The organism is Microcoleus sp. B6-A1, assembly GCF_036705085.1.
Lineage (GTDB): Bacteria > Cyanobacteriota > Cyanobacteriia > Cyanobacteriales > Microcoleaceae > Microcoleus.
The window spans coordinates 18,744-45,498 of the sequence record NZ_JAUBTU010000059.1; the positions used below are offsets into that span (position 1 = coordinate 18,744).

A 26,755-nucleotide genomic window follows, 5' to 3' on the forward strand; every position below is an offset into this window, starting at 1 on the left:
GTTTCCTCAATTAAAACTCTTCCTCTCCATTAGTGTAGCTGCTTTCTTCAAACATCGATGTTAATCCAGTAATTTTTACGGGGGGTCGATCTTTGAATTCTACGACAAATGACAACTCCCCACCCATTGCCGCGATATAACTTTGCAAAGTAGATACCAACAAATCCGCACGGCGTTCTAGTCGCGAGACATTTTCTTGACGCATATTTAATAATTCTGCCATGCGAATCTGAGTAAATTTCCTTGCTTTTCGTAAGTCTTGCAAGGTCATTTCTTCAGCCATTAATTCAACCGATCGCTTTTCGACTATTGCTCGTTGTTCGGGAGGCAAATTTTCCATAATAGTCTTCAGGCTAATTGTCATCTGTTTCTTGCTCCATTAACTTATTCAAATGGTCGGCAAATCTACTATCTGCTATCTTAATTATTTGCTTGTAAAATCGCTTCTCACTACTACCCGATTTGTCCCCAGCTACCAACAAAATCGCTTCTCTGCGGGGGTCAAATGCAAAAGCGACTCGCCAAACTCCATCAGCCGCCTGAAACCTAAGTTCTTTCATATTGGTGTAGGTAGAACCATTGAGAGTATCGACGTGAGGACGCTTGAGGTTTGGGCCAAATTCTTGTAACAGTGTGAGTTTTGCTAAAAGCTCTAATCTGACATCAGTGGGGAATTCGCTAAACTCAGAGTAAAAATCAAAGTGAAACTGAATGTTCCATGTCATTTGGATCGATTATGCCTTACATAGCATATTATAGACAATAGTCGATCGAATAACCATATTTAATATGCACCCTTCGCGCCTTCGCGGTTCAATAATTCCGTACAATTGCAGTTTTGCGCTATGTTAGACAAAAAAATCTCAACAAGCGTACACAAGTGAAATACTTCTTCTTATCCGACGGCTGGAAAGTTGGGCGCGTTTGGGGCGTCGGCGGCGAGTGGAGTCACGCCGCCTGGAGGCGGGAGCCGGACATCCAACAGCTCAACCTGTGTCTTTCCGATCGCAACGAAAAAATGTGGCTCTACCGCGTAGAAGACGCCGTACTCATGGTAGAAGTCCAACCAGCAGTCCGTCCCGATCCCGCCGATCCCGCCAAAAATATCGGCAACGTTACCCTCACCAGACTGATCGATGCCGAGCAAGTCCTCGAACGCCTCGGGACGATCGCCGCCCGCTGCGAAATGGGCAACCCGCAACTAATGTAATGCTCAACATATTGCAATCGGTTCTAACACTCGATACACTTCTTTAAATAACTTTCATTTTTATGCCTCCACCTTTGAAGGTAGATGGCAGTCGGCAAAAGGCAGAGTTTAAACCCTGCAGGTAACTGCTGGGGATTCAGAATCTGACTTTTCCGTAAAAATAGACATCATCACTTACACCTTGGAGAACCGCAGTCAATGGGACTACCCTGGTATCGCGTACACACAGTCGTCTTAAATGACCCAGGCCGATTGATTTCTGTACACTTAATGCACACCGCCCTCGTGGCAGGTTGGGCCGGCTCAATGGCCCTTTATGAACTAGCAGTTTTTGATCCCACAGACCCAGTTCTGAACCCAATGTGGCGTCAAGGGATGTTCGTGTTGCCCTTCATGACCCGCTTGGGAGTTACGGGTTCTTGGGGCGGTTGGAGCATCACTGGCGAAGGTAACGTCGATCCGGGCTTCTGGTCCTTTGAAGGCGTCGCTGTCGCTCACATCGTCCTCTCTGGCCTGCTGTTCTTAGCAGCAGTTTGGCACTGGGTATTTTGGGACTTAGAACTTTTCAGAGACCCTCGCACCGGTGAACCAGCCCTCGACTTGCCAAAAATGTTTGGCATTCACCTGTTCCTCTCCGGCTTGCTTTGCTTCGGCTTCGGCGCATTTCACCTTTCGGGACTTTTTGGCCCCGGAATGTGGGTGTCCGACCCCTACGGCCTGACCGGTCACGTCCAGCCAGTGGCGCCTGCTTGGGGCCCTGAAGGCTTCGATCCGTTCAATCCGGGCGGCATCGTGGCTCACCACATTGCAGCGGGCGTAGTCGGCGTAATTGCCGGTTTGTTCCACTTGACAGTGCGGCCGCCGGAACGTCTTTACAAAGCCCTGCGGATGGGGAATATCGAAACTGTACTTTCTAGCAGTATCGCTGCCGTGTTCTTTGCAGCCTTTGTGGTTGCGGGTACGATGTGGTACGGTTCTGCTGCTACTCCGATCGAACTTTTTGGCCCGACTCGCTATCAGTGGGACGGCGGCTATTTCCAACAAGAAATCGATCGCAGAGCTCAAGCTAGCTTAGCCGGTGGCCAAAGCTTCCAAGAAGCTTACGAACAAATTCCTGAAAAATTGGCTTTCTACGACTACGTGGGCAACTCTCCTGCTAAAGGTGGTTTGTTCCGGGCCGGCGCGATGGTCAATGGCGACGGTATTGCTAAATCTTGGCTGGGCCATCCAGTATTTACTGACAGCGAAGGTCGGGTATTGTCGGTTCGCCGCCTCCCCAACTTCTTTGAAACTTTCCCAGTAATTTTGACGGACAAAGATGGGGTCGTTCGCGCTGACATCCCCTTCCGCCGTGCTGAATCAAAATACAGCTTTGAACAAAGCGGAGTTACCGTCAGCTTCTACGGTGGTGAACTTAACGGTCAAACCTTTAATAATCCTCTAGATGTTAAGAAGTTTGCTCGCGCTGCTCAAAAAGGTGAAGTGTTTGAATTCGATCGCGAAACCTTGAACTCGGACGGCGTTTTCCGCACTTCGACTCGCGGTTGGTTCACATTCGGACACGTTTGCTTTGCTTTGCTATTCTTCTTCGGCCATATCTGGCACGGTTCTCGGACTATTTTCCGCGACGTGTTTGCTGGAGTTGAGGCTGACTTGGAAGAACAAGTCGAGTGGGGCCTGTTCCAAAAACTGGGCGACGTGACCACCAGAAGACAAGAACCTCTCTAAATTTTGCCAGCCTCTGGGTAGGGGGGAAACTTCCCCGCTACACAAAAACCCGGTTTCTTCAAGAAACCGGGTTTTTTGAGTTAAGAATAAAACCAGCAATTAACTACCAGCCGGGAAGTTCCGGGCCTATATTTAGAGGGGATTAATCTGAGCGCTGCGCGAATTACCCCGTTGGGAATTACTCCTTGGGATGAAAGGCTCGTCGGGTTTCGGTACCGAAACCGACAATTATTCTTTTATACCCCAAGATGATCGGGAAATACTCTGATACTATATTAGCAAGTGGGGGTGGAACTACCTCACTATAAAAAGCCTTTGAAAAAAAGGAAAAAGAAGCCTGCGGTCTAACTGTACTCAGTTGACCGTCAGGTTTGTTCACGATAAAATAATACGGCAAGGGAAGATAGGGAAAATTTAACATGGAAAGTGTTGCTTACATTTTGATTCTGGCTTTAGCCATAGGCGTACTATTTTTTGCGATCGCATTTCGGGAACCTCCCCGGATTGGCAAATAATTAGCTATACGCCTGCGGTAAGTCCAAAATATCCTGAACCGGACTGCGGTTAGCCCGCATCATAGTGATCTAATTTGGTGCGGGACTCTTTCACCGCTGTGTGCTAAGTGATTTTTCTAGTCCAGCCATTCATCAGACCCCAGGGGGTTTGATGAATGGCAATTTGCTGGCAATGCCTGTTAAAATCAGCAATCATGCGCTGTTCCTCCTGCCAACACACAAATAGCCGCGTTCTAGAATCGCGTTCAGCCGAATCAGGTCAAAGCATCCGTCGGCGGCGTGAGTGTTTGAACTGCCAGCACCGCTTCACAACCTACGAACGCATAGAATTTGTGCCGATTACGGTGATCAAGCGGGACGGCAAGCGCGAATCTTTTGACAGGTCAAAATTAGTCAGGGGATTGATTCGGGCCTGCGAAAAAACCGGTTTGTCTTCCGGGCATCTCGAAACTCTGGCAGAAGAAATCGAGGCCCAACTCCAAGGTCGATCGCTCCGAGAAATCGCCAGTTCAGAAATAGGGGAACTGGTGCTGTTGCACCTGCGGCCGCTCAGCGAAGTCGCTTATGTCCGTTTTGCCTCGGTATATCGGCAATTTCGAGGCATCCGAGATTTTGTAGATACCCTAAATCACCTTCAGAATCCCCTCAACGAAGCTGAAGATACAGAAACTGGGACAAATTTTGACGCAGATTTGCCCGATTCCGAAGCAGTCGATCGAGAAAGCCCTGCATCCTGCGCTAGTCCCAGCTAAGCTCGCTTAAATTAATTTTAAACCAGTATGCGGGTAAGTTATAACTGAGATATTGCACCATTGTCAAGAACGGGCAAGATGCCCGTTCCACAAAGAATGAGTTTTCTTGTGGAACAGGCATCTTGCCTGTTCCTAAACAAGTAATTGAGAATGGTGCAAGATGTGAGTTATAATGGTCTACTTGACTCGGAATGTTAAGATTAAACGTTTTAACACAGAGTATGGAGTAACAGTAATGGCAAGCGCTGGTGTGCAGTTGCACCTGGCAAAAGTTAGCGAAAACTGACTTTAGTAAAAGATTTTGAAAAAAGTTAATCGCTTTTTCACCAAAATCTCGAATATCTGCCGGCACAAACGAAAAACATGAAGGAGAGAAATCCTAGGAAACTATTCGCATGGTCAATCTCAAAACCACAGTCAAAGACATCGGCTTTACTCACGAAGATTTTGCAGCCCTACTTGATAAATATGACTATCACTTTAGCCCGGGCGATGTAGTAGCGGGTACAGTTTTTAGTATAGAACCCAGGGGCGCTCTGATTGATATCGGTGCTAAAACAGCAGCGTACATTCCCATTCAGGAAATGTCGATCAATCGAGTCGAAAGCCCTGAAGAGGTATTGCAATCAAACGAAACCAGAGAATTTTTCATTCTAACCGATGAAAATGAAGACGGACAATTAACCCTGTCCATCCGGCGCATCGAATATATGCGGGCGTGGGAAAGAGTGCGACAACTGCAAGCAGAAGATGCCACAGTACGATCGCAAGTATTTGCCACGAACCGCGGCGGCGCACTCGTGAGAATAGAAGGCTTGCGAGGCTTTATTCCCGGTTCTCACATCAGTACCCGCAAACCGAAGGAAGAATTAGTCGCCGAAGAATTACCATTAAAATTCTTAGAGGTAGACGAAGACCGCAACCGCCTAGTGTTGAGTCATCGTCGCGCCTTAGTTGAGCGCAAGATGAACCGCCTCGAAGTCGGGGAAGTCGTCATCGGTACAGTACGCGGTATCAAGCCTTACGGTGCCTTTATCGACATCGGCGGCGTCAGCGGCTTGCTGCACATCTCGGAAATTTCGCACGATCACATCGATACGCCTCATAGCGTTTTCAATGTCAACGACGAAGTGAAAGTGATGATCATTGACTTGGATGCCGAGAGGGGCCGGATTTCTCTCTCCACCAAGCAGTTGGAACCGGAACCGGGCGCGATGGTCAAAAATCGCGAATTGGTGTACGAAAAAGCTGAGGAAATGGCAGCTAAGTTCCGCGAGAAAATGCTGGCTCAAAAGCAAGCTAAAGCAGGCATAGACGTTCCTGTAGACTCAACTGATGCTGATGATGACTTCTCCGACGAACTCGAAGATGTGCCCTCAGCAATGGAAGAGGATCTGCCGGAAGTAGCACCCGAAGCAGCACCCGAAGCAGCACCCGAAGCAGCACCCGAAGCAGCACCCGAAGCAGTATTAGATGTAGAGGAAGAAATCCCTCCTGCGACGGAAGAATAACATCGCAGTTAGTGTGGTTAAAAGAGGGAAAATTCCCTCTTTTTTTTTGAGTTAGTCATTAGTCATTAGTCATTAGTCATTAGTCATTAGTCATTAGTCGCTGCTTGGTGGTTGACAATTCCCAATTGCCAATTGCCAATTCCCCATTCTTAATTACCGAGATTTAAGATATTGCTGTAGACAGATGCACCGATCGCACTTTGAATTAAAAAAAGTGACAGCGCGATCAATCTGCCTAAATAGGCATGGCCTTCATGAGGTTAATTTGTTAAGATTTATAAAGGTCAGGGACATCGGCACAGGTGCAAACTCATCAGAATTCTCACGCCAGAACCAAGCAGACGAGCAAATTATACAACCAAATTATTATAAATTTCTTGCCCTGACGCTCAAAGGCAAGTGGATTATGAACATCGAACTATTAAAAGAAAAATTAGAACTGCTCAAAAAACGTCCCAATTGTAGCAAAGGAACGATCAACCAAATCGAAAACTGGTTAACCAGTTCCCACATTTTGCAGAGATTGAGAATTAATCCTTACTACGTAGCAGGCGATACAGTCAAGAATGTTAAAAAAATTACTTCGGAATTTCTGCACGGAGTGAAAGCCGGTGCCTTCGACTTGCACTGGGATATTCACTGCCCCCACTGCAACATGATTACAGAAGAATTTAAGGATTTGGCAGACACATCAGAAATGTCTTTTTGCCCGATGTGCGAGCGCGAGTTTAAAATTGATTTGCTCGATCGCGTGGAAGTTACTTTTTCCCTGAACAAAGAAATCGAAGACCCGCAACTGCGGCCCGTCTGCGCTCCCCCTCCCGTACTCCAGAGCAAACTGCAACTGGTAACGCCTTTATACTGCACCGAATCGGAGATTGTTACCTTAGAAAACGGTCGATATCGCTACTGCTGTCCCCTCACTTTAGCTAAAGGGATTTTAAAGGTTGAAGGCGAAGAAACAGAAGAGATACAAGAAATTAAACTGCTGCAGTTGGCCGGCCCAGATTTCGATAAAAAAGAGCTTGCCGTGCGTCCGGGAAAACTCAAGATAGAATTAACTAATAGCGAACACAATTTGTCGGGGCTGATTTTGCATTCAGATGAATTGCCCGATGAATTGACAGTAGAACAACTGCCCCTGCGACTATCAGGAATGCAACTGCTTCATCACCCGGATTATAAGCGTTTGTTCGGCGATCAAGTAATATCGGAAAGAGAGCGAGTCAAGATTCGGGCGATTACTATTATGTTTACTGATATTACCGGTTCTACCAGAATGTACGAAACACTGGGAGATACCAAAGCTTACAATATTGTGCGCGATCATTTTGAAATTTTCTTTGAGTCGATCGAGAAATTTGGCGGAAAAGTCATTAAAACCATCGGCGATGCTGTCATGGCTTCTTTTATCAGCAACGAACAAGCAATTATGGCCGTCGCTGGTGCTGTAGGCTGTTTGAGAGAGTATAACTCAACTCGCCAACCACAAGAGTGGATTCAAGTCAGAATTGGCATTCACCGAGGTACGGCTTTGCTGGTAAATCTTAATAATTCGATCGACTATTTTGGCTCGACAGTCAACAAAGCCGCCCGCATTCAAAATCTTTCTAAAAGTGACGAAGTTTCGTTTTCCGAAGAAGTTTATCATGACCAAGCATTTTTAAGTGCCTTAAAAGCTGCTGGAGTCTCCGAAATTCAAAAACGAGTTGAAGATTTAAAAGGAATACAAGGCGCACAAGTCGCTTTTACTGCTAGAATTAATACGGAATCAGTAATCCCGCTGTCTGCTACACTTGTCGCTGAAAAAAGCTAACTACAAAAGCTGATATAGCTGGCAAAAGTATAGTCATTTATAGACATGGGAGGCTTCAAGTCCCTCCCCCTTCACTTTTACTTTGAGCGGATTAACCCGCCTCGGCTGAACTACGCAGCTCTCTATCCCATTGCTGAAGGCATTTGGGATTGCTTTTCTGAGAATGTTATACGAAGCATTCACATCGGAATTAATTAACTGACCCGTCGATGTTTTGTACAAACCTCGCTTGATCCGTTTACCAGTGAACACAGGCTCTTTTTCTGTTTTTCCATAAACAGGAATTGGGTCTAAACCTAAAAAACTGGAGCGGGATGTGTAGGATTCTTCCTGTACAATTACTGTGATTCCTACCAGCCGAGCTTTGTATTCTAATATCTCAATTAATCGAGAGTGAGGAATGCTGACAAAGTTTTGGTTGGTTTGTTTACCTAGATTGATATCGGTTTTCCACTGTGCATTTTTGCCGATTACCAGCGTTCCAATTTGGCTCACTACCAAATGGTCAACAATCACACGACTAGCATGATGCAAATAATTATCAACTTTCTGGTTGCGACAGCGAGTTAATCGCTGAATCCTAGGTGAGGTTTGACGATTGCCTTTTAACTGGAATTGTAATCGGGATTTGCGTTTGTTGTAGAACTGGTTAATCGATTTCAATGGTCGCCCGTTAATCAACAAAGGGATAAATCCCGGTTGATTTGAAGTTAACGCCACTAAATTATCCAGTCCTAAATCAATACTAGCTACAGAGTTGGCATTGCTGATTGTGGACTCCGGTTCATCATAAATCACCTCAATTACATAGGAATCACATTTCGGAACCAGTCTAACTTGACAAATCTGGTTGGGATTGAGTTGGGTTTTAATTGAAAGCTCAGTGCCGGAAAGTTTGATAATTCCTTTCTTTAAATGTTTACTGCTAATCGCTTGAATGGTGTAGACGAGAAGGTTTCGCCCTTTGGTTTTGTCTTTGTACTTTGGCAATTTTGGGCGACCCGTGAATTTTGAAGAGTCAGCTTTGTAAGCTTTAACGGCTTCAAAAAACGATTTCCAATTCTTGTCTAACACTATCAAGATTTGCTGGCTTACTTTAGCAGGCAAAGCCTTGTATGCTTCATGAGACTTCATCAATCGGTTCATTTCGTTATAACTGACATAACCCCATCCATAAATAAAGCTCTGACGAATGACGTAATTGGCGGCATTGTAGAGGTTTTTGGACTTGAAAGCTAGTTCGTCAATTTGGGCGAAACGGTGTTCCGTCGATTTAATGATGTGCCTCTCTGTTAGCTGCATTTGAGACTTCCGTTCTTTGAGCTGTGAGTATTTCTTGTTCAAAACTCATAGCGATATGATACCATTATTGTTTATAATTGCTTATAAACTCAACGAAGATTTACAATACTACTTGGTTATTGCCAGCCTCTTGTTGTGATCGTCGCAACAGCATACAGAATTGTTCGAGAGCGCTCAGCTCATGGCTCCCACAGTGTAGCTCATGCTTAAGGGATTTTCATAATGCCGATAACTTAAGTAGGCTCTTATACAAATAGTCCGAATTACTTAGCCACACGCTTACCAAATATGTTGACTCCTAAATAACTGAAGTCAAGGACTTCACATCATGACTTCTCCTCAATTATCTCCAGAAAATACACCCGAATCGATCGCACCAGCCGCCCTCGATTCCGAACAATTAACCGAAACCGATGCCCCGTTTCCCATTGTTGGGATTGCCGCCTCAGCAGGAGGTTTGGAAGCATTCACGCAGTTACTGAGCCATTTACCCGTTGATACGGGTATGGCGTTTGTGCTGATTCAGCATTTAGATCCCAATCACAAAAGTCTGCTGAGCGAGATTCTCGCGCGAAGCACGCAAATGCCTGTTAATGAAGTAGAAGACGGCGTAGCTGTAGAGCCCAATCAAGTCTACGTTATTCCGCCCAACACCAAGATGGTGGTATATAAAGGCGTGCTGCAACTATCACCGCGCGAGAAGATTTATGGCAAATATATGCCGGGAGATGCGTTTTTTACCTCATTGGCGATCGATCGCGGGCACAAAGCAATCGCCGTAGTATTATCCGGGGGAGACGGAGACGGTTCACTGGGACTCAAGGCAATCAAAGCAGCCGGAGGCATGACTTTTGCTCAATGTCAAGACACAGCAAAATTCGATAGTATGCCGAATACCGCTGTTGCCACAGGCAATGTCGATTTCGTTCTGCCACCGGAAAAAATTGCCGAGGAACTGGCAAACTACAGTCACAATCCCCTTCTCACTGGCCCGCTTCCCATGACAAAAGTTGAGGAATCGCCCGAACAGGGAGATGCCCTGGCAACTATTTTTGCGCTGCTGAAATCCACCACAGGCGTTGATTTTAGCCACTACAAACCCACCACGATCGCTCGACGCATCCAGCGACGGATGGTGTTGTACAAGCTGGAAACCTTGAATGATTACGCCCAACACCTTCGATACAATTCGGCTGAAGTCACAGCCCTGTATGAAGAAATCCTGATCCACGTTACCAGTTTCTTCCGTGATCCCGAAGCCTTTGAAAAGTTAACAGAACTGGTTTTCCCCACGATTACCCAAAATAAATCGGCCGAAACTCCGATTCGGATTTGGGTGGCGGGATGTTCGACAGGTGAAGAAGTTTATTCGATCGCGATTTGCTTGTTAGAGTTTTTGAGCGATCGAGCCATCCAGCCACCGATCCAGATTTTTGCCACGGACATTGGCGAACACGCTATCAACAAAGCGAGGTCTGGCGTCTACTCAGAAAACCAGATGGTAGATGTTTCACCAGAACGACGTACTCGCTTCTTTATTGCCGAAGCAAGAGGTAGCTATAGAATCAGCAAGGCAGTCCGCGAACTTTGTGTATTTGCCCGACAAGACTTAGGCAGTGACCCGCCTTTTTCCAATATCGATTTAGTTAGCTGTCGCAATGTGCTGATCTACTTGGGAGAGTCATTGCAAAAAAAAGTGATGCCGATTTTCCATTACAGTCTTAAGCCAACGGGCTTTCTCCTGTTAGGCACTTCTGAGAGTACCGGAGAATTTTCTTACTTGTTTACTTCAGTGGATAAAAAGTCTAAAATTTATGCCAAAAAGTTGAATGCGACTCGTCCCAATTTTTCGTTTACGCTGAGTTCCTATCCCGTCGTTAAAGCACCTGAACGGCAGGAAGTGAAGGACAATTTTAGGAATAGCTTGGATTTACAACAAGAAACTGACCAACTGATTTTAAATCGATATGCCCCAGCCAGTGTGGTTGTCAACGAGCAGATGAAAATCCTGCAAGTGCGGGGAGACATCGATCCTTACTTGAGAGTGGTAGCCGGAACGCCCGACTTAAACTTGCTGGCAATGGCAAGGGCAGGCTTGCTGGTTGAGCTTCGCACCGCGATTTATCAGGCACAAACGCAGAACGTAACCATTAGGAAAGAAAGGGTTTTGCTTGAATCGGGCGGACGATCGAGTATCGTCAATTTTGAGGTGATTCCGTTCCAGCCACAGGCCGTCGAAGGACGCTACTTTTTGGTGCTATTTGAAGAGGCTTCACCCAGTGTGCTTAACCTCAGCACCCTCCCTTCTGAAAGCTTAGATCAAGCTGATATATATTATGAAATTGAGCTGCTGAGGCAGCAACTTGCAGCAGCTAACCAAGAAAAAACTGCTGCTCAAGCCCAACTGCAAGCGGTGATCCAGGATCAGGAAAGTCTCAACCAAGACCTCAAAGTTGCGAACGAAGAAATCCTATCGAGCAACGAGGAGTTGCAAAGCACCAATGAGGAGTTAGAAACTGCCAAAGAAGAAATTCAAGCCACTAACGAGGAACTCACTACCACTAACGATGAACTTCGCAGCCGCAATATTGAACAAAGCCTGGTCAATAACGATCTGATAAATTTGCTTTCCAGTATCAATATCCCTATTTTAATGCTGACAAACGATTTACAGATTCGACGCTTTACGCCAACGGCACAGCAAATTTTTAGTGTGATTCCCACAGATGTTGGACGACCTTTTAGCGACATCCGCTCAACTCTGAACGTTCCTGACTTGGAACAGATGATTTTGGAGGTGATTGATACTCTCCAGACGAAAGAACAAGAAATTCAAACTTTATCGGGATATTGGTACAACCTCCGCATTCGTCCTTACCGGACAACGGAAAACCAGATTGACGGTGTGGTGATGGTTTTGCTCGATATTGATGCTCTTAAACGCAGTGCCAGAACTTTGGAGGAGGCCCGAAATTATGCTGAAACCATTGTGGAAACTGTGCAAACCCCTTTAGTCGTCCTAGATGCTGATTTCCGAGTGAATAAAGCAAATCGATCGTTCTATGAAATGTTTCAGGTTTCACCGTCAGAAATAGCAAAATCTTCGCTGTTTGAGCTAGGCAACGGGCAGTGGAATATCCCCCAAGTGCGATGGATTCTGGAAGATATTCTGGTTAGTGATGTTCAGCTTGAAAACTTTGAGTTGGATCACCTGTTTGATAATATCGGGCCCAAAACCATGCTGCTGAATGCTTGTAAACTTGAACGAGAAGATCAAGCTTTAATGATTCTGTTGTCGATCGAGGATATCACGGAGCGCAAGCAGTTGGAGACAGTACGATCGCAGTTATTACTGCAGGAACAGTTGGCCCGCCACCAGGCAGAAACAGCCAACCGTAGTAAAGATGAATTTCTGGCGAATCTCTCCCACGAATTACGCAATCCTTTGACTCCGATTCTGGGCTGGTCACAAATTCTGCGTTCCGGGAAACTGAAGGAAGCAGCGGTTACTAAGGCTTTAGAGGTGATCGAGCGCAGCGCCAGAGCACAATCTCAGTTAATCGAAGATATCCTGGATATTTCCCGGATTACCAGTGGCAAGCTTCAACTGTGCATTTGTCCGATCGATCTGCGGTTAGTGGTGCAAGCAGCGCTGGAGGGGGTTCAATTATCAGCCGAGGCAAAAAACATTCAAATTGTTTCGGAGTTGATTTCTACGAGTGTTTTAGGAGATATTAATCGCTTGCAGCAAGTTGTGTGGAATCTTCTGTCTAATGCGATTAAGTTTACTCCGGCGGGGGGACGAGTGGAAATCATGCTATCGGCGATTGAGAATCATGCTGAACTTCGAGTCAGCGATACGGGAAAAGGGATTGAGGCACAATTTTTGCCGTATATTTTCGATCGTTTCCATCAAGGTGATGCCAGCAGCACTAAGACCAATCAAGGGCTGGGATTGGGTTTATCGATCGTGCGTCACCTGGTTGAATTGCACGGGGGAACGGTGCAAGCCGAAAGTCCGGGTGAGGGACAAGGAACTACAATGACTGTGAGATTGCCGTTGCGATCGCTACCTCAAGAGTTGACATCGGCGATCGATTTAAAGTCAACTGCTTTGGTAGGGCCTTTAAACGCCTCTAGCGATCGCGTCCCCTCTCTAGAAGGCTTGCACATCTTAGCCGTAGACGATCAGATAGATACGCGCGACTTCTTACAATTTGTGCTTGAAGGCTACGGGGCGGAGGTTTTGGCTGTTGCATCTGCCAGAAGTGCGATCGCTGCTTTGACTGAAAATCCGGGCAGATATGACGTGCTCATCTCCGATATCGGAATGCCAGAGGAAGATGGGTATTTCTTAATTCGAGAAGTGCGAGCTCTTGCTGCGGAAGCCGGAGGAGAAATCCCAGCCGCGGCGCTGACTGCCTATGCGGGCGATAAAGAACGCGAAAGGGCGATCGAAGCTGGTTTTCAAAGGCATATGGTTAAGCCGATCAAGCCGGTTGTACTAGGATTAATGGTGGCTAATTTAGTAGGACGATTTTAAATATTTTGTATGATATCATGTCCGGTCGATCGATCGTAATATCCGGCCGGGGCGGGTTTATTGAATTTGGGATTTGTGTTGAAGATCAGGGTGAACCCGCCCCTACAGAAATCATGTCAATTGATCGTGATTCTTTGAGGGGCGGGCGATGCCCTGAGTGTAGTCGAAGGGTTCACCAACAATACCTGCCAATAATTGACAATCTCAAAAACCCGCCTCGGCCACTGATATGATCTCCGGTCATCGAGCGCGATTTTCGTAGGGGCGGGTTCACCAACAATACCTGCCAATAATTGACAATCTCAAAAACCCGCCCCGGCCGCCATATTATGGTTCAATACTCTTCTGTAGGTGGGCTCCGAGCGTAGCGCACCCTCCGTTTCACGGGCCCAACCTACGCACGATCGGTTTTTTTCACACTAACCCAAGCGTATTGTATTATGGTTAATCGATCGCACATGATATTGTAGGGACACAACATTGTTGTGTCCTGATATAAATATTACGGAGTTCAGATTCTTGGTAACTATTAAATGTCGGGGCATTACATTCTCCAATATCCAAGCCGTAATCTTTGACAAAGACGGCACTCTAGAGGATTCTCAAGAATTTTTGAGACTGTTGGGAAATAAGCGAGCGCGCCTCGCAGACGCTCAAATTCCGGGCGTTGGAGAGCCTTTACAAATGGCTTTCGGCATCGAAGGCGGCAGCATCGACCCCACAGGCTTGCTAGCAGTCGGTAGTCGCAGGGAAAATGAGATTGTGGCGGCGGGATACATCGCCGAAACCGGCAGGGGATGGCTGGAATCTTTAACTATTGCGCGCCGCGCTTTTGACGAAGCTGACGAAATGTTTAAAAATAGTGCTGTTTCTCCTTTATTTGTCGGCAGTTTGGAAGTGCTGAAATATCTTTCGGAAGCGGGTTTAAAACTGGGAATTCTTTCGGCGGCTACGACGGAGGTTGTGCAGAAATTTGTGAAACACCACGAATTAGCTGACTACATTCAGTTAGAAATGGGAGTTGATTCAACGGTTCACAAACCCGATCCGAAATTGTTTTTGGAAGCTTGTGAGAAACTCGGAGTAAATCCCGCAGCAACTTTGATGGTGGGAGATTCAGCGGGCGATATTCAGATGGGTAAAAATGCGGGCGCGGCTGGCTGTATCGGGATTTGTTGGGGAAAGGCCCAGGTTAGTCATTTGGAAAATGCTGATGTGGCGATCGCATCTTTGGATGAAATTAAAATTTTAGCAGATTGAGCAAACATCGCATCAATTCCGGTGGCACCGGATTTGGTATCAGTTCCTAGTGAGATGTTGCAGCATTGTCAATAATCCTTTTATGAACAGGCTTTCCGACCTGTTTTTGAGAATGGTGCAACATCTCATATAAAATTCGTTAGCATCGGAAGAGTAAATTCGAGTTAACAGTCAACAGTCAACAGTCAACATCATTCCGGTGCCACCGGAATTGATATCAGTTCCTACAGACAACGCAAACCCAGAATTACGACATCTCTTTCAACGCCGTCAAGTTCAGCAACTTGTGGCAGATATCCCCAGCGCTGAAAGCCAAATTTCTCAAACAATCTTACACTCGGCTGATTGTGAGCAAAAATTATTCCTATGAGATTTTTAAGCTTCAATTCAGGACTCCGCACAATTGCCGATTGCAATAAATTTTGTCCGATTCCGCAGCGTTGGCGATCGGGTGCGACGTAGATGCTAACTTCTGCTGTATGCTGATAGGCAGCGCGTCCGTAGAAAAGCTGAAAACTCAGCCAACCAACAATATTTTGTTCTGATTCCATTACCCAAATCGGCCAGGAATTGGGGGAGTGTTCTCTGTACCACGGGAGGCGGCTTTCGACTGAGACTGGTTTTAAATCGGCTGTGGCCATTCTGCCCGGTATTGCTGCGTTATATATTTGGACAATTGCTGGCAAATCGCTTTCTTCTGCGTCGCGGATTTTCATCGTTTGGTAGACTGTTGACTGTTGACTGTTGGCTGTTGACTAATGATATTATGTCCGGTCGATTACCCCTAATACGGTAGGGGCGGGTTCACGAAAAACATCTGCCAATAATTGACAATCTCAAAAACCCGCCCTTTTAATCGCGGTCACTCGATCGGATATGATATGACTGTTAACTAATGACTAATAACTAATGACTAATGACTAATGACTAATGACTCTTGTACAATTCCATAATATCGCTGACAGCCATTCTTGAATTTGCTCCCAAAGTCAGGGGCGATGTGTGTCCTCGCTGCAAGTGTTCTGCCGCTGCACAGCCAATCATTGCTGCGTTGTCTGTACAATATTTTAATGGCGGAAACAATACCCGCAAGTTGTGTTTGGCTGCTGCTGCTTGTAAGTGTTTTCGGAGTCCGCTGTTTGCTGCAACTCCCCCGCCGACTACAATAGTGGTAAGCCCGAAATTTACGGCGCAGTCGATCGCTCTTTTTGTTAAACCCTTGGCTACTGTTTCCTGAAAGCTAGCCGCAATATCATTAATTGTAGAGGCAGGCAAGATGCCTTCGGCACCCACATTGTTATTTTGTTTCTTGAGTTTCTGTACTAATTGCAAAACTGCGGTTTTCAAGCCGCTAAAACTACTGTCGTAAGGATGGTAGCCACCACCAGGCAAGGAAATTCTGCCTTCTGGTAGAGGGTATGCTTGGGGATTGCCAAGGGCGGCCAATTTGTCAATCAGCGGCCCGCCCGGATATCCTAGCTGCAACAGTCTCGCAACTTTATCAAAAGCTTCGCCGGCGGCGTCGTCGCGTGTTTGTCCTACAGTTTCATAAACGCCGCAATCTTTGACGTAAATAAAGCTAGTATGTCCCCCGGAAACTAACAAACACAAAAACGGTGGCTGCAAGTCGGGTTCGGTAAGGTAAGAAGCGTAGATGTGCCCTTCGAGGTGGTGGACGCCTAAAAAAGGTTTTTGATGGACTATTGCCAAGCTTTTCGCCGCTGTCAGCCCGACTAACAATGCACCTACTAAACCGGGCGCACAAGTCGCTGCAATGCCGTCAATTTCTGACCAACTCAGGTTTGCTTCACCGAGACACTGGGCAATTACCTGATTGAGCATTTCTAGGTGACTCCGCGAAGCCACTTCGGGCACTACCCCACCAAACTGCTCGTGGATTTTAATTTGTGATGCTACAACATTGCTGCAAACTTGACGATTCTTAACAATTGCTGCTGCTGTTTCGTCACAACTTGTTTCGATCGCGAAAATGGTTGCCATTAACTGGTAATTTTATTTGATAGGTTAGTTATTGCTAGCTTAACTAATTCGGCGCAAGTCCCCCGATCTACCTGTACTCAGGTTATTGTTAAAGGATTTTTGCCCGATCGACAGGTAAGGCCATCATCGGATGCCATGAAGGAATATCCTCGCGGTATTGCTAGCTCAGCATTGACCTATGAAAACGGGAATCCCTCATTCTATTGGGCTTTGCCGCATCAATGATGGATACTTTACACTGTCAACAAACACGATCATCTGGATTCGAGATCGGCAAGTTGAAATGCTTGTACAAAAACTTATTGTTTTGTAACAAAAGGAAACAATTCCATGCGACGATTGTTTGCTGCCATTTTAGTGTTGAGTGTCTGGTTCAGTTTTGCTCCAGTTGCTTCGGCTTACAATTTAGTGCCGTGCAAAGACTCTCCCGAATTCAAGGAACTGGCTAAAAATGCACGTTCTACGAATGGCGACCCCGCATCTGCGAAAGCAAGATTCGAGCGCTATTCTCAAGCTATGTGCGGCCCGGAAGGATACCCGCACTTAATCGTAGACGGCAACTTGAGCAAAGCAGGGGACTTTTTGATTCCTAGCATACTGTTCTTGTATATGGCTGGTTGGATTGGTTGGGTAGGCCGTTCTTATCTGCAAGTTACCAAAAAATCAGCAACCCCAGAGGAAAAAGAGATTATTATCGACGTTCCTTTGGCAATCAAATGTATGCTGAGCGGCGTTTTATGGCCTCTGGCAGCTCTCACATCAATCACCAGTGGTGAAATGTTTGCGAAGGACGACGAAATTACTGTTTCCCCCCGCTAAAATTGGGAAATGGAGAAAAGCTAATAGCTAACAGTTAAGTGATTAACTAGAAAATAGCAATTAGCCCGCTTACCGATCGGCAATTACCAACTGTCTCGAATTTTCAGGAGCAGAATTCATGCAATACTTTGTCAAGTTTCTTTCGACCGCCCCAGTATTGGCTATCCTTTGGCTATCTATTCAAGGCGCGGCTTTAATTGAATTTAACCGCTTTTTCCCCGACCTGCTTTTCCATCCAATGCCTTAAGATTTGAGGAAAATTAGGTGGCAAAACCTAGAAGGTAAGAGTTGAGAGTTTTGATTTTTGAGTGATGAGTTACAGGTTAATTTAAAGCTCAAATATCAAAACTCTCAAACCATACCAGTTCGTGCTAGACAGCTCATAAATGGGTAAAATCCACGGATATCAACTATTTAGTTATCAAATTAGTTACTAATGACTAATGACTAATGACTAATGACTAATGACTACTGACTAATGACTACTGACTAATGACTAATATTGTGAATCGATGAAGTCTTATCTCGCCGCAGCAATTCAAATGACTAGCTTGCCTGACCTGCAAAAAAATTTGGTTCAGGCAGAGGAATTAATCGACCTGGCAGTGCGTCGAGGTGCGGAGTTAGTTTCCTTACCAGAAAATTTCTCGTTTATGGGAGAGGAGGAGGAAAAGATTGCTTCAGCAGAGGCGATCGGCATCCAAAGCGAAAAATTCCTCAAAACGATGGCCCAGCGGTTCCAGGTAACGATTCTGGGCGGCGGATTTCCAGTGCCGACGGAGGGGGGGAAGGTATACAATACTTGTTTGCTGGTAGACCAAAACGGCACGGAAGTGGCAAGGTACAGAAAAGTACATTTGTTCGATGTGAATGTGCCAGACGGCATTACTTACAGGGAATCGAACACGGTGAAAGCTGGTGAAGATTTGCCGCCTGTTTATGTGTCACCGGATTTGGGGACGCTGGGACTTTCGGTGTGCTATGACGTGCGGTTCCCGGAAGTGTACAGGCATTTGTCGTACAAGGGGGCTGATATTTTGTTCGTGCCGGCGGCGTTTACCGCTTACACTGGCAAGGATCACTGGAAGGTTTTGTTGCAAGCTAGGGCGATCGAGAATACTTGTTATATGATTGCCCCTGCACAAACTGGCCACCACTACGGCCGCCGTCAAACACACGGTCACGCGATGATTATAGACCCTTGGGGTGCCGTTTTGGCGGATGCTGGAGAGGAACCGGGTGTGGCAATTGCAGAAATTAATCCCGATCGACTAGAACAAGTCCGCCGCCAGATGCCATCTCTGCAACACCGGGTTTTTCTTTGAAGGAATTTTGAGACCAATTGGTCTCAAAATTTCAGTCCCAGTGGCCACCCAACCTTTCAAGTTTTTATTCGCTCAAGTAATTGTGTAGGTTCGTACACAAAAAACTTAGATCGTGTGGGTGCGATCGACCAAAATAACGGGGATGTAGCGGGTTTACGCCGATCTGTGACTGATATTGTCCGGGCGTGACTGTGGGCCCCGACAGCTTAATATATTGTTTTTTCCCGGAGAGGAACGGCCAATAACTCGCGATAAAATGTCTAAGGCAGGTTCAATGGGCGTGCACTTCTGCTAAAAGGCGAATTGGCGAAAGTAGAATTGCACGAAATGCGTCTTTTTGGAGAATTGACATCCACCCCGACCGTCGCGGACGGGGATTCCCAAACCTCACGATTTGAATTTCTGCTTCTTCGCAACTGCCTCCACCCTAAAAGAGATTTGGTCTTATGTTCGCTCCACAGACTAACCCCGCAAGCCCTGCGGTTTTTACGTATCGAATACCAAACGGAATTCTTCTCCTGTTTTGATTCTAGGGATGCTTACCATTGCCCTATCCTCTTTTCCCGGTCTACCGATTTTGCTTCGCCGCCAGCACCTCGGGCTGAACTTCGCTCGTATAGGCTGTTTGATCCATCGTCTCGGGTGGGTCGTTGACCAATTATATTGTAATATAAAGCCGTCCTAAAAGGACGAGGTTTCTACCCAATTTTCTGATGAAACACACTCTTTCGGTTTTAGTTGAAGATGAAGCGGGTGTCCTCACTCGAATTGCTGGTTTGTTTGCCCGTCGGGGTTTTAATATTGAAAGTCTGGCCGTTGGCCCGGCGGAGCAAGTGGGAATATCTCGGATTACGATGGTTGTACCCGGAGATGACCAGATTATCGAACAGTTGACAAAGCAACTGTACAAGTTGATTAACGTGCTTAAAGTTCAGGATATAACGGAAATTCCCTGTGTCGAACGGGAGTTGATGTTGCTGAAAGTTAATGCTGCTAGCGGAACGCGATCGGAGATAATTGAGTTAGCTCAAATTTTTAGAGCGCGAGTGGTGGATATTGGTGATGATACGCTGACATTGGAAGTTGTCGGAGATCCCGGTAAAATGGTGGCGATCGTCCAGGTTCTGAATAGATTTGGGATTAAGGAAATTGCTCGTACTGGAAAAATTGCCCTGACGCGAGAGTCGGGGGTAAATACTGAGTTTCTCAAGTCTTTGGAAGCGAAAGTTTAAGTCATTAGTCATTAGTCATTAGTCATTAGTCATTAGTCAGAAAGAATGTTTTAACTTTTAACTTTCGACTTCTTATTACCAACTACCAATTACCAATGACTGATGACCAATGACTAATGACTCCTGACTAATTACCATTTGGGTTGACTTTCTATCAAAAGTGTGGCTGCGATGCTGTCTATCGGCTTTGAGAAAAAGTATCCTTGTCCGTATTCGCATTGCAGGGCTCTGAGTAAATTAAGCTGTTCGCTGGTTTCGATGCCTTCAGCAATTACATCCATACCTAAATGACTGGCTAAAATTAAAATAGTCTGTACAATCGCTTCGTTGCCTTCATCTTCAGTCATGCGGCTGACAAAAGCTCGATCAATTTTTAAAGCATCAGTTGGAAAAGTGTGCAGGCGACTCAAAGAAGAATAGCCTGTGCCGAAATCGTCAATATATAATTGAATTTCTAAATTTTTCAATTCCGCGAGGATAGCGACTGCTGATTCGGCATTCTCCATGATGACGCCTTCAGTAATTTCTAACTTTAAACTGCGGGGGTCAAGCTGAGTTTCTTGTAAAATTTCGCGAATGCGATCGATTAAATCCGGTTGTTTAAATTGTTGGTTAGAAAGGTTGACGCTGACAGTCAACGGCGGATTTGCGGGGAATTTTTGGTGCCACTCGTGGATCTGATGACAAGCCGATCGCATCATCCACCAGCCCATAGGTATAATCAATCTAGTTTCTTCAGCTACTAAAATAAACTCGCCAGGAGATACGACACCCCGCTGCGGGTGATACCACCGAATCAGCGCTTCAAAACCGCTGATTCTACCAGTAACTAGAGAGACGATGGGCTGATAGTAAAGCTGAAATTCCTGGGAGTCTAAAGCGCGTCGCAGGTCGTTTTCCAGTTGCAAAAGGGCGACGGCGCGAGTGTGCATACTTAAGTCAAAAACTTCGTGGCGAGCTTTGCCCAATCCCTTAGCATGATACATGGCAGCATCTGCATCTCGGAGCAGTTCTTCAGGCCGATCGTACAATATTTGGCACGGGACATTGGGAACAGGAGAGTCGGAAGATAAGCAAGACAAAGAAGTTTCCCGATCGAGATTTCCCAGATTTTCGGGACTCGACAGTTTGCGGGTTTCCCTTGGATACCGAGGAAAACCAGAACAAACAATCCCAATGCTAGCGCTGGTAAAAACTTGATACTCGTTAAGGTAAAAAGGCTCTGCCAGTTCCGCTTGCACTCGTTCGGCAACCTGGATCGCATCCTCGGTGCTTTTGATATTTTCCAGCAAAATCGCGAATTCGTCGCCGCCAAGACGGGCAACGGTATCTCCAGCGCGCAAACAGATTCCCAGGCGCTGCGCGATCGCGATCAGCAACCGATCGCCCACTAAATGCCCCAAACTGTCGTTAACAACCTTAAAGCGATCGAGATCGATAAACAGCACCGCAAACAAAACCTCGGGGCGGCGTTTTGAAAGCTCGATCGCGTGTCCCAAGCGATCCATAAATAAAGATCGGTTGGGCAAACCGGTTAGCATATCGTGCAAAGCATCGTGTACTAACTTATCTTCTGCTATTTTGCGGAGGGTGATATCTTCGACAGTGCCTTCGTAGTAAAGTAAATTTCCGTCAGGGTCGCGAACTGCCCGCCCGTTCTCGGAAACCCAGATAGTAGTGCCGTCAGCGCGGTAAACTTGGGACTCGAACTCAGACACAAAACCTTGTTTTTCGATCGCGCGCAAAAACTCCGCGCGCCGGTTGGGATCGAGGTAAAGTTGGCGGTCTATATCTTGGATATTCGCGATCAATTCGGCGGCCGACTCGTAACCGTAAATTCTCGCCAAAGCAGGGTTAGCGCTGAGGTAGCGTCCGTCGGGCGTTGTCTGGAAAATGCCTTCGATCGCATTTTCAAAGATACTGCGGTATTTCTCTTCCGCCTGTTGCAGCGCGAATTCTGCCTGCTTGCGATCAGTGATATCGGTCAACGTGCCGAGATAGCCTAGAACTTCCCCACTTTGGGTAATTTCTGGCACTGCTTGCCAAAATACCCAGGTGGTGAAGTCACCGTTGCAAAAGCGGTACTCTAACTTACAGGGCAACTTGTCTGTGACAGCGCGATACCACTGGCTCAAAACACGCTCGCGGTCTTCGGGATGCAAACTTTGCGCCCAACCTTCGCCTAGTGCCTTTGGCGCAGTCAGTCCCGCCATCTCTAAAAATCGCTCATTGACGTACAAGCAATCTCCAGCAGCGTCGGCGCGGAAAATCCCGACAGGCAGTATTTTTGCCAAGGTGTAATAGCGATATTCGCTTTCTAGCAGCGCGCTGGCAGCTACTTTAGTCTCGGTGATGTCAAACATGGCGCCTTGAAGGATGACAGACTTGCTTGCTTCATCGCGAACTGCGGTCGCTTGATCGCGGAACCAGACGACTCGACCGTTGCGGGCGATCGCGCGGTATTCTGAAACCAGCGACCCCTCGCAGAAGATATCTTCTCCATCGCTGAATTTCTGTGTGGCGTTTTCCACTAACACGCGGTCACGGTCTTCTGGGTGAACGAGTTTCAGCCACAGGTCGGGATCTGCTCTCCATTCAGCTACAGAATAACCTAGAAAAGTCTCGATTTGCGGGCTGATGTAAAGTTTGGCTGCCTTGCGGTTGAGGGGAGAAATGTAGGTGACAGCGGGCATTTGTTCTACCAGGGCGCAGTATTTCGCTTCTACAGTGGACAGTGCTGCTTCTAGGCGCTGCCGCTCTAATTCGGCGGCGGCCCGTCCCGCAAAGATGTTGAGAATTAATCGGAATTTGGCAAGATGTGCTTCCACCAGCGGTCGATCGTGAAAAATACAAATAATGCCTAAAGGTTCGCCGTAAGAGTTTTTCAGCAAGACTCCCAGGAAACTGCGCGCACCCGTAACTACCGGTCTGCGGTCTTCTGGAAAGGTTTCCCCGAGGTAGTCTGGACAGGAATACATTCCCTCCTCCAGCACCCGCGCTTCGGGAGTATTGGCGGTGTCGCAGTCAAAGTTTGGCTGCTGCTGTCCGTCGCTCCAAAAACTGATAAGTTGCAATCTATCGGCCGCAGCATCAGTGCGTGGCTTCGACTTAATCGATTTGGCAGCGACGGCGGTGCGAACTCCGAGTGCTGAGGCTAAGTGGCAAACTAAGGCATCAAAGAATTCTGCCCCCCCTGGCGAATCAGTACCTGCTAGGATTTCGCCCAGCAAATCTTCCTCTAATTGCTCAGAAGCAGTAACTTTGGGAGAATTCTCGGCATTCGGGCGATCGGGATTTTCCCCCATCGAACCCGAAATGCTCAGACTTAGGGTTTTGCTATTTCCAGGCCCCACAAGAGGCGAAGAATTCAGACTTAGGCGCTGTTGCTTAGCCAAGAATACAGGGCGACCCATACCTAAAACTTTACCCAAGAAGCTGTCAGTTGCCGGCCACCGATTTGAGGTGGGAAAAATCCAAAAGTTTTTCCGCATTTTCAATCCCGCAGATAAATCGTCGGGCTTTAAGTCTGCCAACTGCCGTTGCTGTTGGGCTAGCGGTAGACTGGAATGCCTTCGGTGCCACTTGAGACAAATCGCGGGCACCAAGGCTAAAGTCGCCAATAATCCCAGAAGATATGCAAGAATCTCAAAGTAAAAAAATAAATCTAGCTCGAACATCGATTAGCACCGCTCGACAATTATTGTAGTTATCTGAAGCCAATCTATTTAAAAATAACTAAGTATCGTCACGGATGGGTAACGAATACAAGGTCAGATCGCCGTGAAGGCGACAAGAGAGTTAACTGTTCACAAAAAACCGGGCAATACTTGACATTACCCAACTTTTTGTGGTTCTTTTTGTACAGGAGCAACCCGTACAGGTGAAACTGCCAACACATCTCTAGGGTTGTGGCACTCCTCTAAGGGTGAGTTTACGTTTAATTTTATAATCATCTTTAACGCTGCATTCGCATCAGCATTAATCCGACTTTCATTCCAAGACCGAAACCACCCACCTTTACCTCTTTTACCCTGGTAAGGCTCTTGCTTACCGACAGGCTCTAAATCCCCAAATCTGCACTTATTTGTATAATATGCTTGTGTAACTCTTACCTTGATACCGACTAACTCAGTTTGGTAAGTAATAAATTTTATGAGCTGGGTATAAGGAATCACTCCAAAATTGTGATGTTTTTTTTCTAATTTGATATTTTGTTTACCCCTCACGTTTGGGCAAATAATTAACTGGATTATTTTCTCATCCCCCAACCGCTTGACAATCAAACTGCTGGTCTGATGAAGGTAGTTTTCTAATCGCTTGTTGCGATTAAAGGTGATTCGCTGGCTTTGGCGCGTGGTAGATTTTCCCTGGTAAAGTTTTGACTGTAAAAATGCTCGGCGCTGATTAAAACCTTGATTAATTGATTTGAGATGTTTTTTCTCATAAGTAGTTGGAGTAAATGTTGGCTTATTAGATGCCAAAGCGACGAGGTGATCAATCCCTAAATCTATACCTGCTCTGATGTGGTAATTTAAATCCACCAACGTTACAGGCTTTTGATTAGCAACCTCAAAAAAGTATAGCGCTGTTGCAGGAACTACCCTTACCTTTATGACATCTTGGGACTTTGTAGAAATTATTAGGTCACTTTGAGATAAATGAATTAGTCCATTATTGGGGTTTCTCCCCCTTTTTTCTAGGGAGTGGTTCTCCTGACTTAACAAGTTACGTCCCCAGCTTTTCTGTTGGTATTGGGGGATGCTGGGTAGGAATGAAAATCGAGGGATATCTCGACCATAAGCTATTCTTGACTTTGGGCAATCCTCCCAATCGGGAACAACTTGTTTGAGAACTTGATTGCTAATTTGAGCAGGCAATGATTGAGAGCAGTTGGGAGGTTTCAATATGGCAGATAACTGTCTGGTGATTCTGCTACCACCAACTTTAGATCCAGAAGTGAAAAACTGTTTTCTCATATAATATTTACCATGATTGTAGAGATTTATCAACAGAAACGATAAGTCATCAAACTGTTTATAAAACTGATGCTGCCGCTCTCTGTAAGGCCTTTCAACAACAATCATAAATTTTGGGATAAACGAAAAGTTTTTTGTTGCTTTGCTAAGCAAAGTACAATAAAGTCTAGGGATTATCTGATCTAGTGTAACACCCATGATGAAAGCGATCGTTTTTCAAACCCCCGGAAGCCCGTCCGTATTGAAACTGCAAGATATCCCCGCCCCTACTATACAAACAGAAACTGAAGTTTTGGTAAGGTTGCGAGCGGCGGGTATCAATCCGATAGATACTAAGTTGCGATCGCGCGGCACTTTTTACCCCGAGAAAACTCCTCACGTTTTGGGGTGCGACGGTGCTGGAGTCGTAGAGTCTGTCGGTGCTAGTGTGCAAAGTTTCCAAGTGGGAGACGAGGTTTTTTTCTGCAATGGCGGTTTGGGCGGGTCGATCGGTACTTATGCCGAGTTTGCCGTTGTAGACGAACGTTTTCTCGCCCTCAAGCCTGCTGCTTTAAGTTTTGCTGAGGCGGCGGCGGCACCGTTAGTTTTAATTACAGCTTGGGAATCGCTGTACGATCGAGGGCGCTTGCAAGCCGGTCAGGTGTTATCAAAGAAGGTGCTGATTCAAGCTGGTGCCGGCGGTGTCGGCCACGTCGCGATACAGTTGGCGAAGTTACAGGGGGCAGAGGTTTGCACGACTGTTAGTTCAGAGGAAAAAGCCAATTTTGTCAAGCACCTAGGTGCAGATTCAGTTATTTTATACAAAAATACCAATGTTGTCGATGAGGTTTTGACTTGGACTCAAGGACAAGGAGTTGATTTGGCTTTCGATACAGTCGGGGGAGAAACTTTTTACCAAACTATTCCGGCTGTGAAGATTTATGGAGATTTGGTAACAATTTTGGAACCAGATCCGGCTTTGGGCAATTTGAAAACAGCGAGAATGCGGAATCTGCGAATTAGTCTGGAATTAATGTTGACACCGATGCTGGAAGGTTTGGTGGAGGAACAGGAACAGCAGGCTCATATTTTGCAGAAGTGTGCTCGTTTGTGCGATCGCAACTTGCTAAAAATTCACGTCAGCAAAACTTTCCCTCTCGAAGAAGCGCAAGCCGCTCACGAACTGTTAGAAACAGGCTCAGTAACCGGTAAAATAGTGCTGGAAATTGGGGGTTAAAAATGCGGATGCTTAAATAAGAAATTCACAAATGATATCATGTCCGGTCGAGGAACCGCGATTTTTGTAGGGCGAGTTCACCAACAATACCTGCCAATAATTGACACTCTCAAAAACCCGCCCCGACCGGGATATTATCGTTAATCGATCAGACATGATATGAAATTATTGGATAGAAAAGTGCAAAATCCTCGTTAATAATTTTGAGAGAACTCTGGCTAATTCGACGACCAAGGTGAATCTTTGTTTTCTATCAAATCCGTTGGCATCGGAATGATTCATCTGTCTCTTCCGTTTCTCTGTATCCTCTGCGCCCTCTGCGGTTTAATTCGGTTCTATAAACAAGAGCGAAAACCGCATAGGGAAAATGCCATTGTCGATCGAGAAATTTGGGGGTCATTCGATTTTAGATTTTAGATTTTAGATTTTAGATTATATACCTATTTTAAAAAAGAATACTGTTGCATTCTTTTTTAAAATAGGTATAAATAACTTCCACTCTTGAAAGTGGGATGGGCGTCCCGCCCGTCTTTTTTGGACGGGCGGGAC

At 46.1% G+C, this 26,755-nt stretch carries 20 protein-coding genes; 13 read left to right on the forward strand and 7 right to left on the reverse strand.

Going from position 1 to position 26,755, the window contains the following annotated elements; genetic code table 11:
- Nucleotides 1–10 precede the first annotated feature (10 nt).
- Entirely contained in the window at nucleotides 11–364 is a 354-nt protein-coding gene (locus QUB11_RS20670; RefSeq protein WP_333105480.1) for a transcriptional regulator, read from the reverse strand.
- On the reverse strand, nucleotides 354–725 hold the full coding sequence (locus QUB11_RS20675; RefSeq protein ID WP_333207274.1) for a type II toxin-antitoxin system RelE/ParE family toxin: 372 nt from the start codon (nucleotides 723–725) through the stop codon (nucleotides 354–356). The genes QUB11_RS20670 and QUB11_RS20675 overlap by 11 nt, the downstream gene beginning before the upstream one ends.
- A 155-nt stretch (nucleotides 726–880) precedes the next feature.
- Between QUB11_RS20675 and QUB11_RS20680 the strand changes: the two genes are divergently transcribed.
- The 6 genes from QUB11_RS20680 to QUB11_RS20705 all read left to right on the forward strand — a co-directional run bounded on the left by QUB11_RS20680 (nucleotide 881) and on the right by QUB11_RS20705 (nucleotide 7,532).
- Nucleotides 881–1,210: a hypothetical protein gene (locus QUB11_RS20680; protein WP_333207273.1), complete on the forward strand. Its 330-nt coding sequence runs from the start codon at nucleotides 881–883 to the stop codon at nucleotides 1,208–1,210.
- A 198-nt stretch (nucleotides 1,211–1,408) separates the two neighbouring features.
- Nucleotides 1,409–2,938, forward strand: coding sequence for a photosystem II chlorophyll-binding protein CP47 (gene psbB, locus QUB11_RS20685; protein WP_333391586.1), 1,530 nt, complete (start codon nucleotides 1,409–1,411; stop codon nucleotides 2,936–2,938).
- 419 nt (nucleotides 2,939–3,357) lie between these two features.
- Nucleotides 3,358–3,453: a photosystem II reaction center protein T gene (locus QUB11_RS20690; protein WP_006635641.1), complete on the forward strand. Its 96-nt coding sequence runs from the start codon at nucleotides 3,358–3,360 to the stop codon at nucleotides 3,451–3,453.
- Nucleotides 3,454–3,647: 194 nt separating this feature from the next.
- Nucleotides 3,648–4,205, forward strand: coding sequence for a transcriptional regulator NrdR (nrdR, locus tag QUB11_RS20695; protein WP_333242409.1), 558 nt, complete (start codon nucleotides 3,648–3,650; stop codon nucleotides 4,203–4,205).
- Between the two features lie 395 nt (nucleotides 4,206–4,600).
- Complete coding sequence (locus QUB11_RS20700; protein ID WP_333391588.1) at nucleotides 4,601–5,716, forward strand: 30S ribosomal protein S1; 1,116 nt, start codon at nucleotides 4,601–4,603, stop codon at nucleotides 5,714–5,716.
- A gap of 406 nt (nucleotides 5,717–6,122) precedes the next feature.
- Nucleotides 6,123–7,532, forward strand: a complete 1,410-nt coding sequence (locus tag QUB11_RS20705) for an adenylate/guanylate cyclase domain-containing protein (protein ID WP_333391590.1) — start codon at nucleotides 6,123–6,125, stop codon at nucleotides 7,530–7,532.
- 33 nt (nucleotides 7,533–7,565) lie between these two features.
- On the opposite strand, the gene QUB11_RS20710 is transcribed toward QUB11_RS20705, so the two are convergent.
- On the reverse strand, nucleotides 7,566–8,834 hold the full coding sequence (locus QUB11_RS20710; RefSeq protein WP_333391592.1) for a transposase: 1,269 nt from the start codon (nucleotides 8,832–8,834) through the stop codon (nucleotides 7,566–7,568).
- Nucleotides 8,835–9,162: 328 nt separating this feature from the next.
- On the opposite strand from QUB11_RS20710, the gene QUB11_RS20715 reads away from it, so the two are divergent.
- A complete protein-coding gene (locus QUB11_RS20715) occupies nucleotides 9,163–13,377 on the forward strand; it encodes a chemotaxis protein CheB (RefSeq protein WP_333391593.1) in 4,215 nt (1,404 codons plus the stop codon).
- A 519-nt stretch (nucleotides 13,378–13,896) separates the two neighbouring features.
- Nucleotides 13,897–14,637 (forward strand): HAD family hydrolase, encoded by a 741-nt coding sequence (locus QUB11_RS20720; protein WP_333391595.1) that lies wholly within the window; start codon nucleotides 13,897–13,899, stop codon nucleotides 14,635–14,637.
- A 224-nt stretch (nucleotides 14,638–14,861) separates the two neighbouring features.
- Here the strand turns inward: QUB11_RS20720 and QUB11_RS20725 are convergent, their stop codons facing one another.
- Together QUB11_RS20725 and tsaD are read right to left on the reverse strand one after the other, a co-directional pair.
- Nucleotides 14,862–15,353 carry an N-acetyltransferase family protein gene (locus tag QUB11_RS20725; RefSeq protein WP_333391597.1) on the reverse strand — a complete coding sequence of 164 codons (492 nt, stop codon included), beginning with the start codon at nucleotides 15,351–15,353 and terminating at the stop codon, nucleotides 14,862–14,864.
- Between the two features lie 211 nt (nucleotides 15,354–15,564).
- Entirely contained in the window at nucleotides 15,565–16,638 is a 1,074-nt protein-coding gene (gene tsaD / locus QUB11_RS20730; RefSeq protein ID WP_333391599.1) for a tRNA (adenosine(37)-N6)-threonylcarbamoyltransferase complex transferase subunit TsaD, read from the reverse strand.
- Nucleotides 16,639–16,968: 330 nt separating this feature from the next.
- Between tsaD and QUB11_RS20735 the strand changes: the two genes are divergently transcribed.
- The 4 genes from QUB11_RS20735 to ilvN all read left to right on the forward strand — a co-directional run bounded on the left by QUB11_RS20735 (nucleotide 16,969) and on the right by ilvN (nucleotide 20,014).
- Nucleotides 16,969–17,457 carry a Photosystem I reaction center subunit III gene (locus QUB11_RS20735; RefSeq protein WP_333324526.1) on the forward strand — a complete coding sequence of 163 codons (489 nt, stop codon included), beginning with the start codon at nucleotides 16,969–16,971 and terminating at the stop codon, nucleotides 17,455–17,457.
- A gap of 118 nt (nucleotides 17,458–17,575) precedes the next feature.
- Nucleotides 17,576–17,704 carry a photosystem I reaction center subunit IX gene (psaJ, locus tag QUB11_RS20740; protein ID WP_106151078.1) on the forward strand — a complete coding sequence of 43 codons (129 nt, stop codon included), beginning with the start codon at nucleotides 17,576–17,578 and terminating at the stop codon, nucleotides 17,702–17,704.
- A gap of 265 nt (nucleotides 17,705–17,969) precedes the next feature.
- Nucleotides 17,970–18,782, forward strand: coding sequence for a carbon-nitrogen hydrolase family protein (locus QUB11_RS20745; RefSeq protein WP_333391600.1), 813 nt, complete (start codon nucleotides 17,970–17,972; stop codon nucleotides 18,780–18,782).
- Nucleotides 18,783–19,495: 713 nt separating this feature from the next.
- Nucleotides 19,496–20,014, forward strand: coding sequence for an acetolactate synthase small subunit (gene ilvN, locus QUB11_RS20750; RefSeq protein ID WP_332945237.1), 519 nt, complete (start codon nucleotides 19,496–19,498; stop codon nucleotides 20,012–20,014).
- 131 nt (nucleotides 20,015–20,145) lie between these two features.
- Here ilvN and QUB11_RS20755 read toward each other — a convergent pair whose 3' ends face one another.
- The gene (locus tag QUB11_RS20755; protein WP_333205676.1) at nucleotides 20,146–23,691 is read right to left on the reverse strand and encodes an EAL domain-containing protein; all 3,546 of its coding nucleotides are present in this window, start codon (nucleotides 23,689–23,691) and stop codon (nucleotides 20,146–20,148) included.
- A gap of 156 nt (nucleotides 23,692–23,847) precedes the next feature.
- On the reverse strand, nucleotides 23,848–25,188 hold the full coding sequence (locus tag QUB11_RS20760) for a transposase (protein ID WP_333391602.1): 1,341 nt from the start codon (nucleotides 25,186–25,188) through the stop codon (nucleotides 23,848–23,850).
- A 1-nt stretch (nucleotide 25,189) separates the two neighbouring features.
- Here QUB11_RS20760 and QUB11_RS20765 point away from each other — a divergent pair, with 1 nt between their 5' ends.
- Nucleotides 25,190–26,206 (forward strand): zinc-dependent alcohol dehydrogenase family protein, encoded by a 1,017-nt coding sequence (locus tag QUB11_RS20765; protein ID WP_333205696.1) that lies wholly within the window; start codon nucleotides 25,190–25,192, stop codon nucleotides 26,204–26,206.
- The last annotated feature ends 549 nt before the right edge of the window (nucleotides 26,207–26,755 follow it).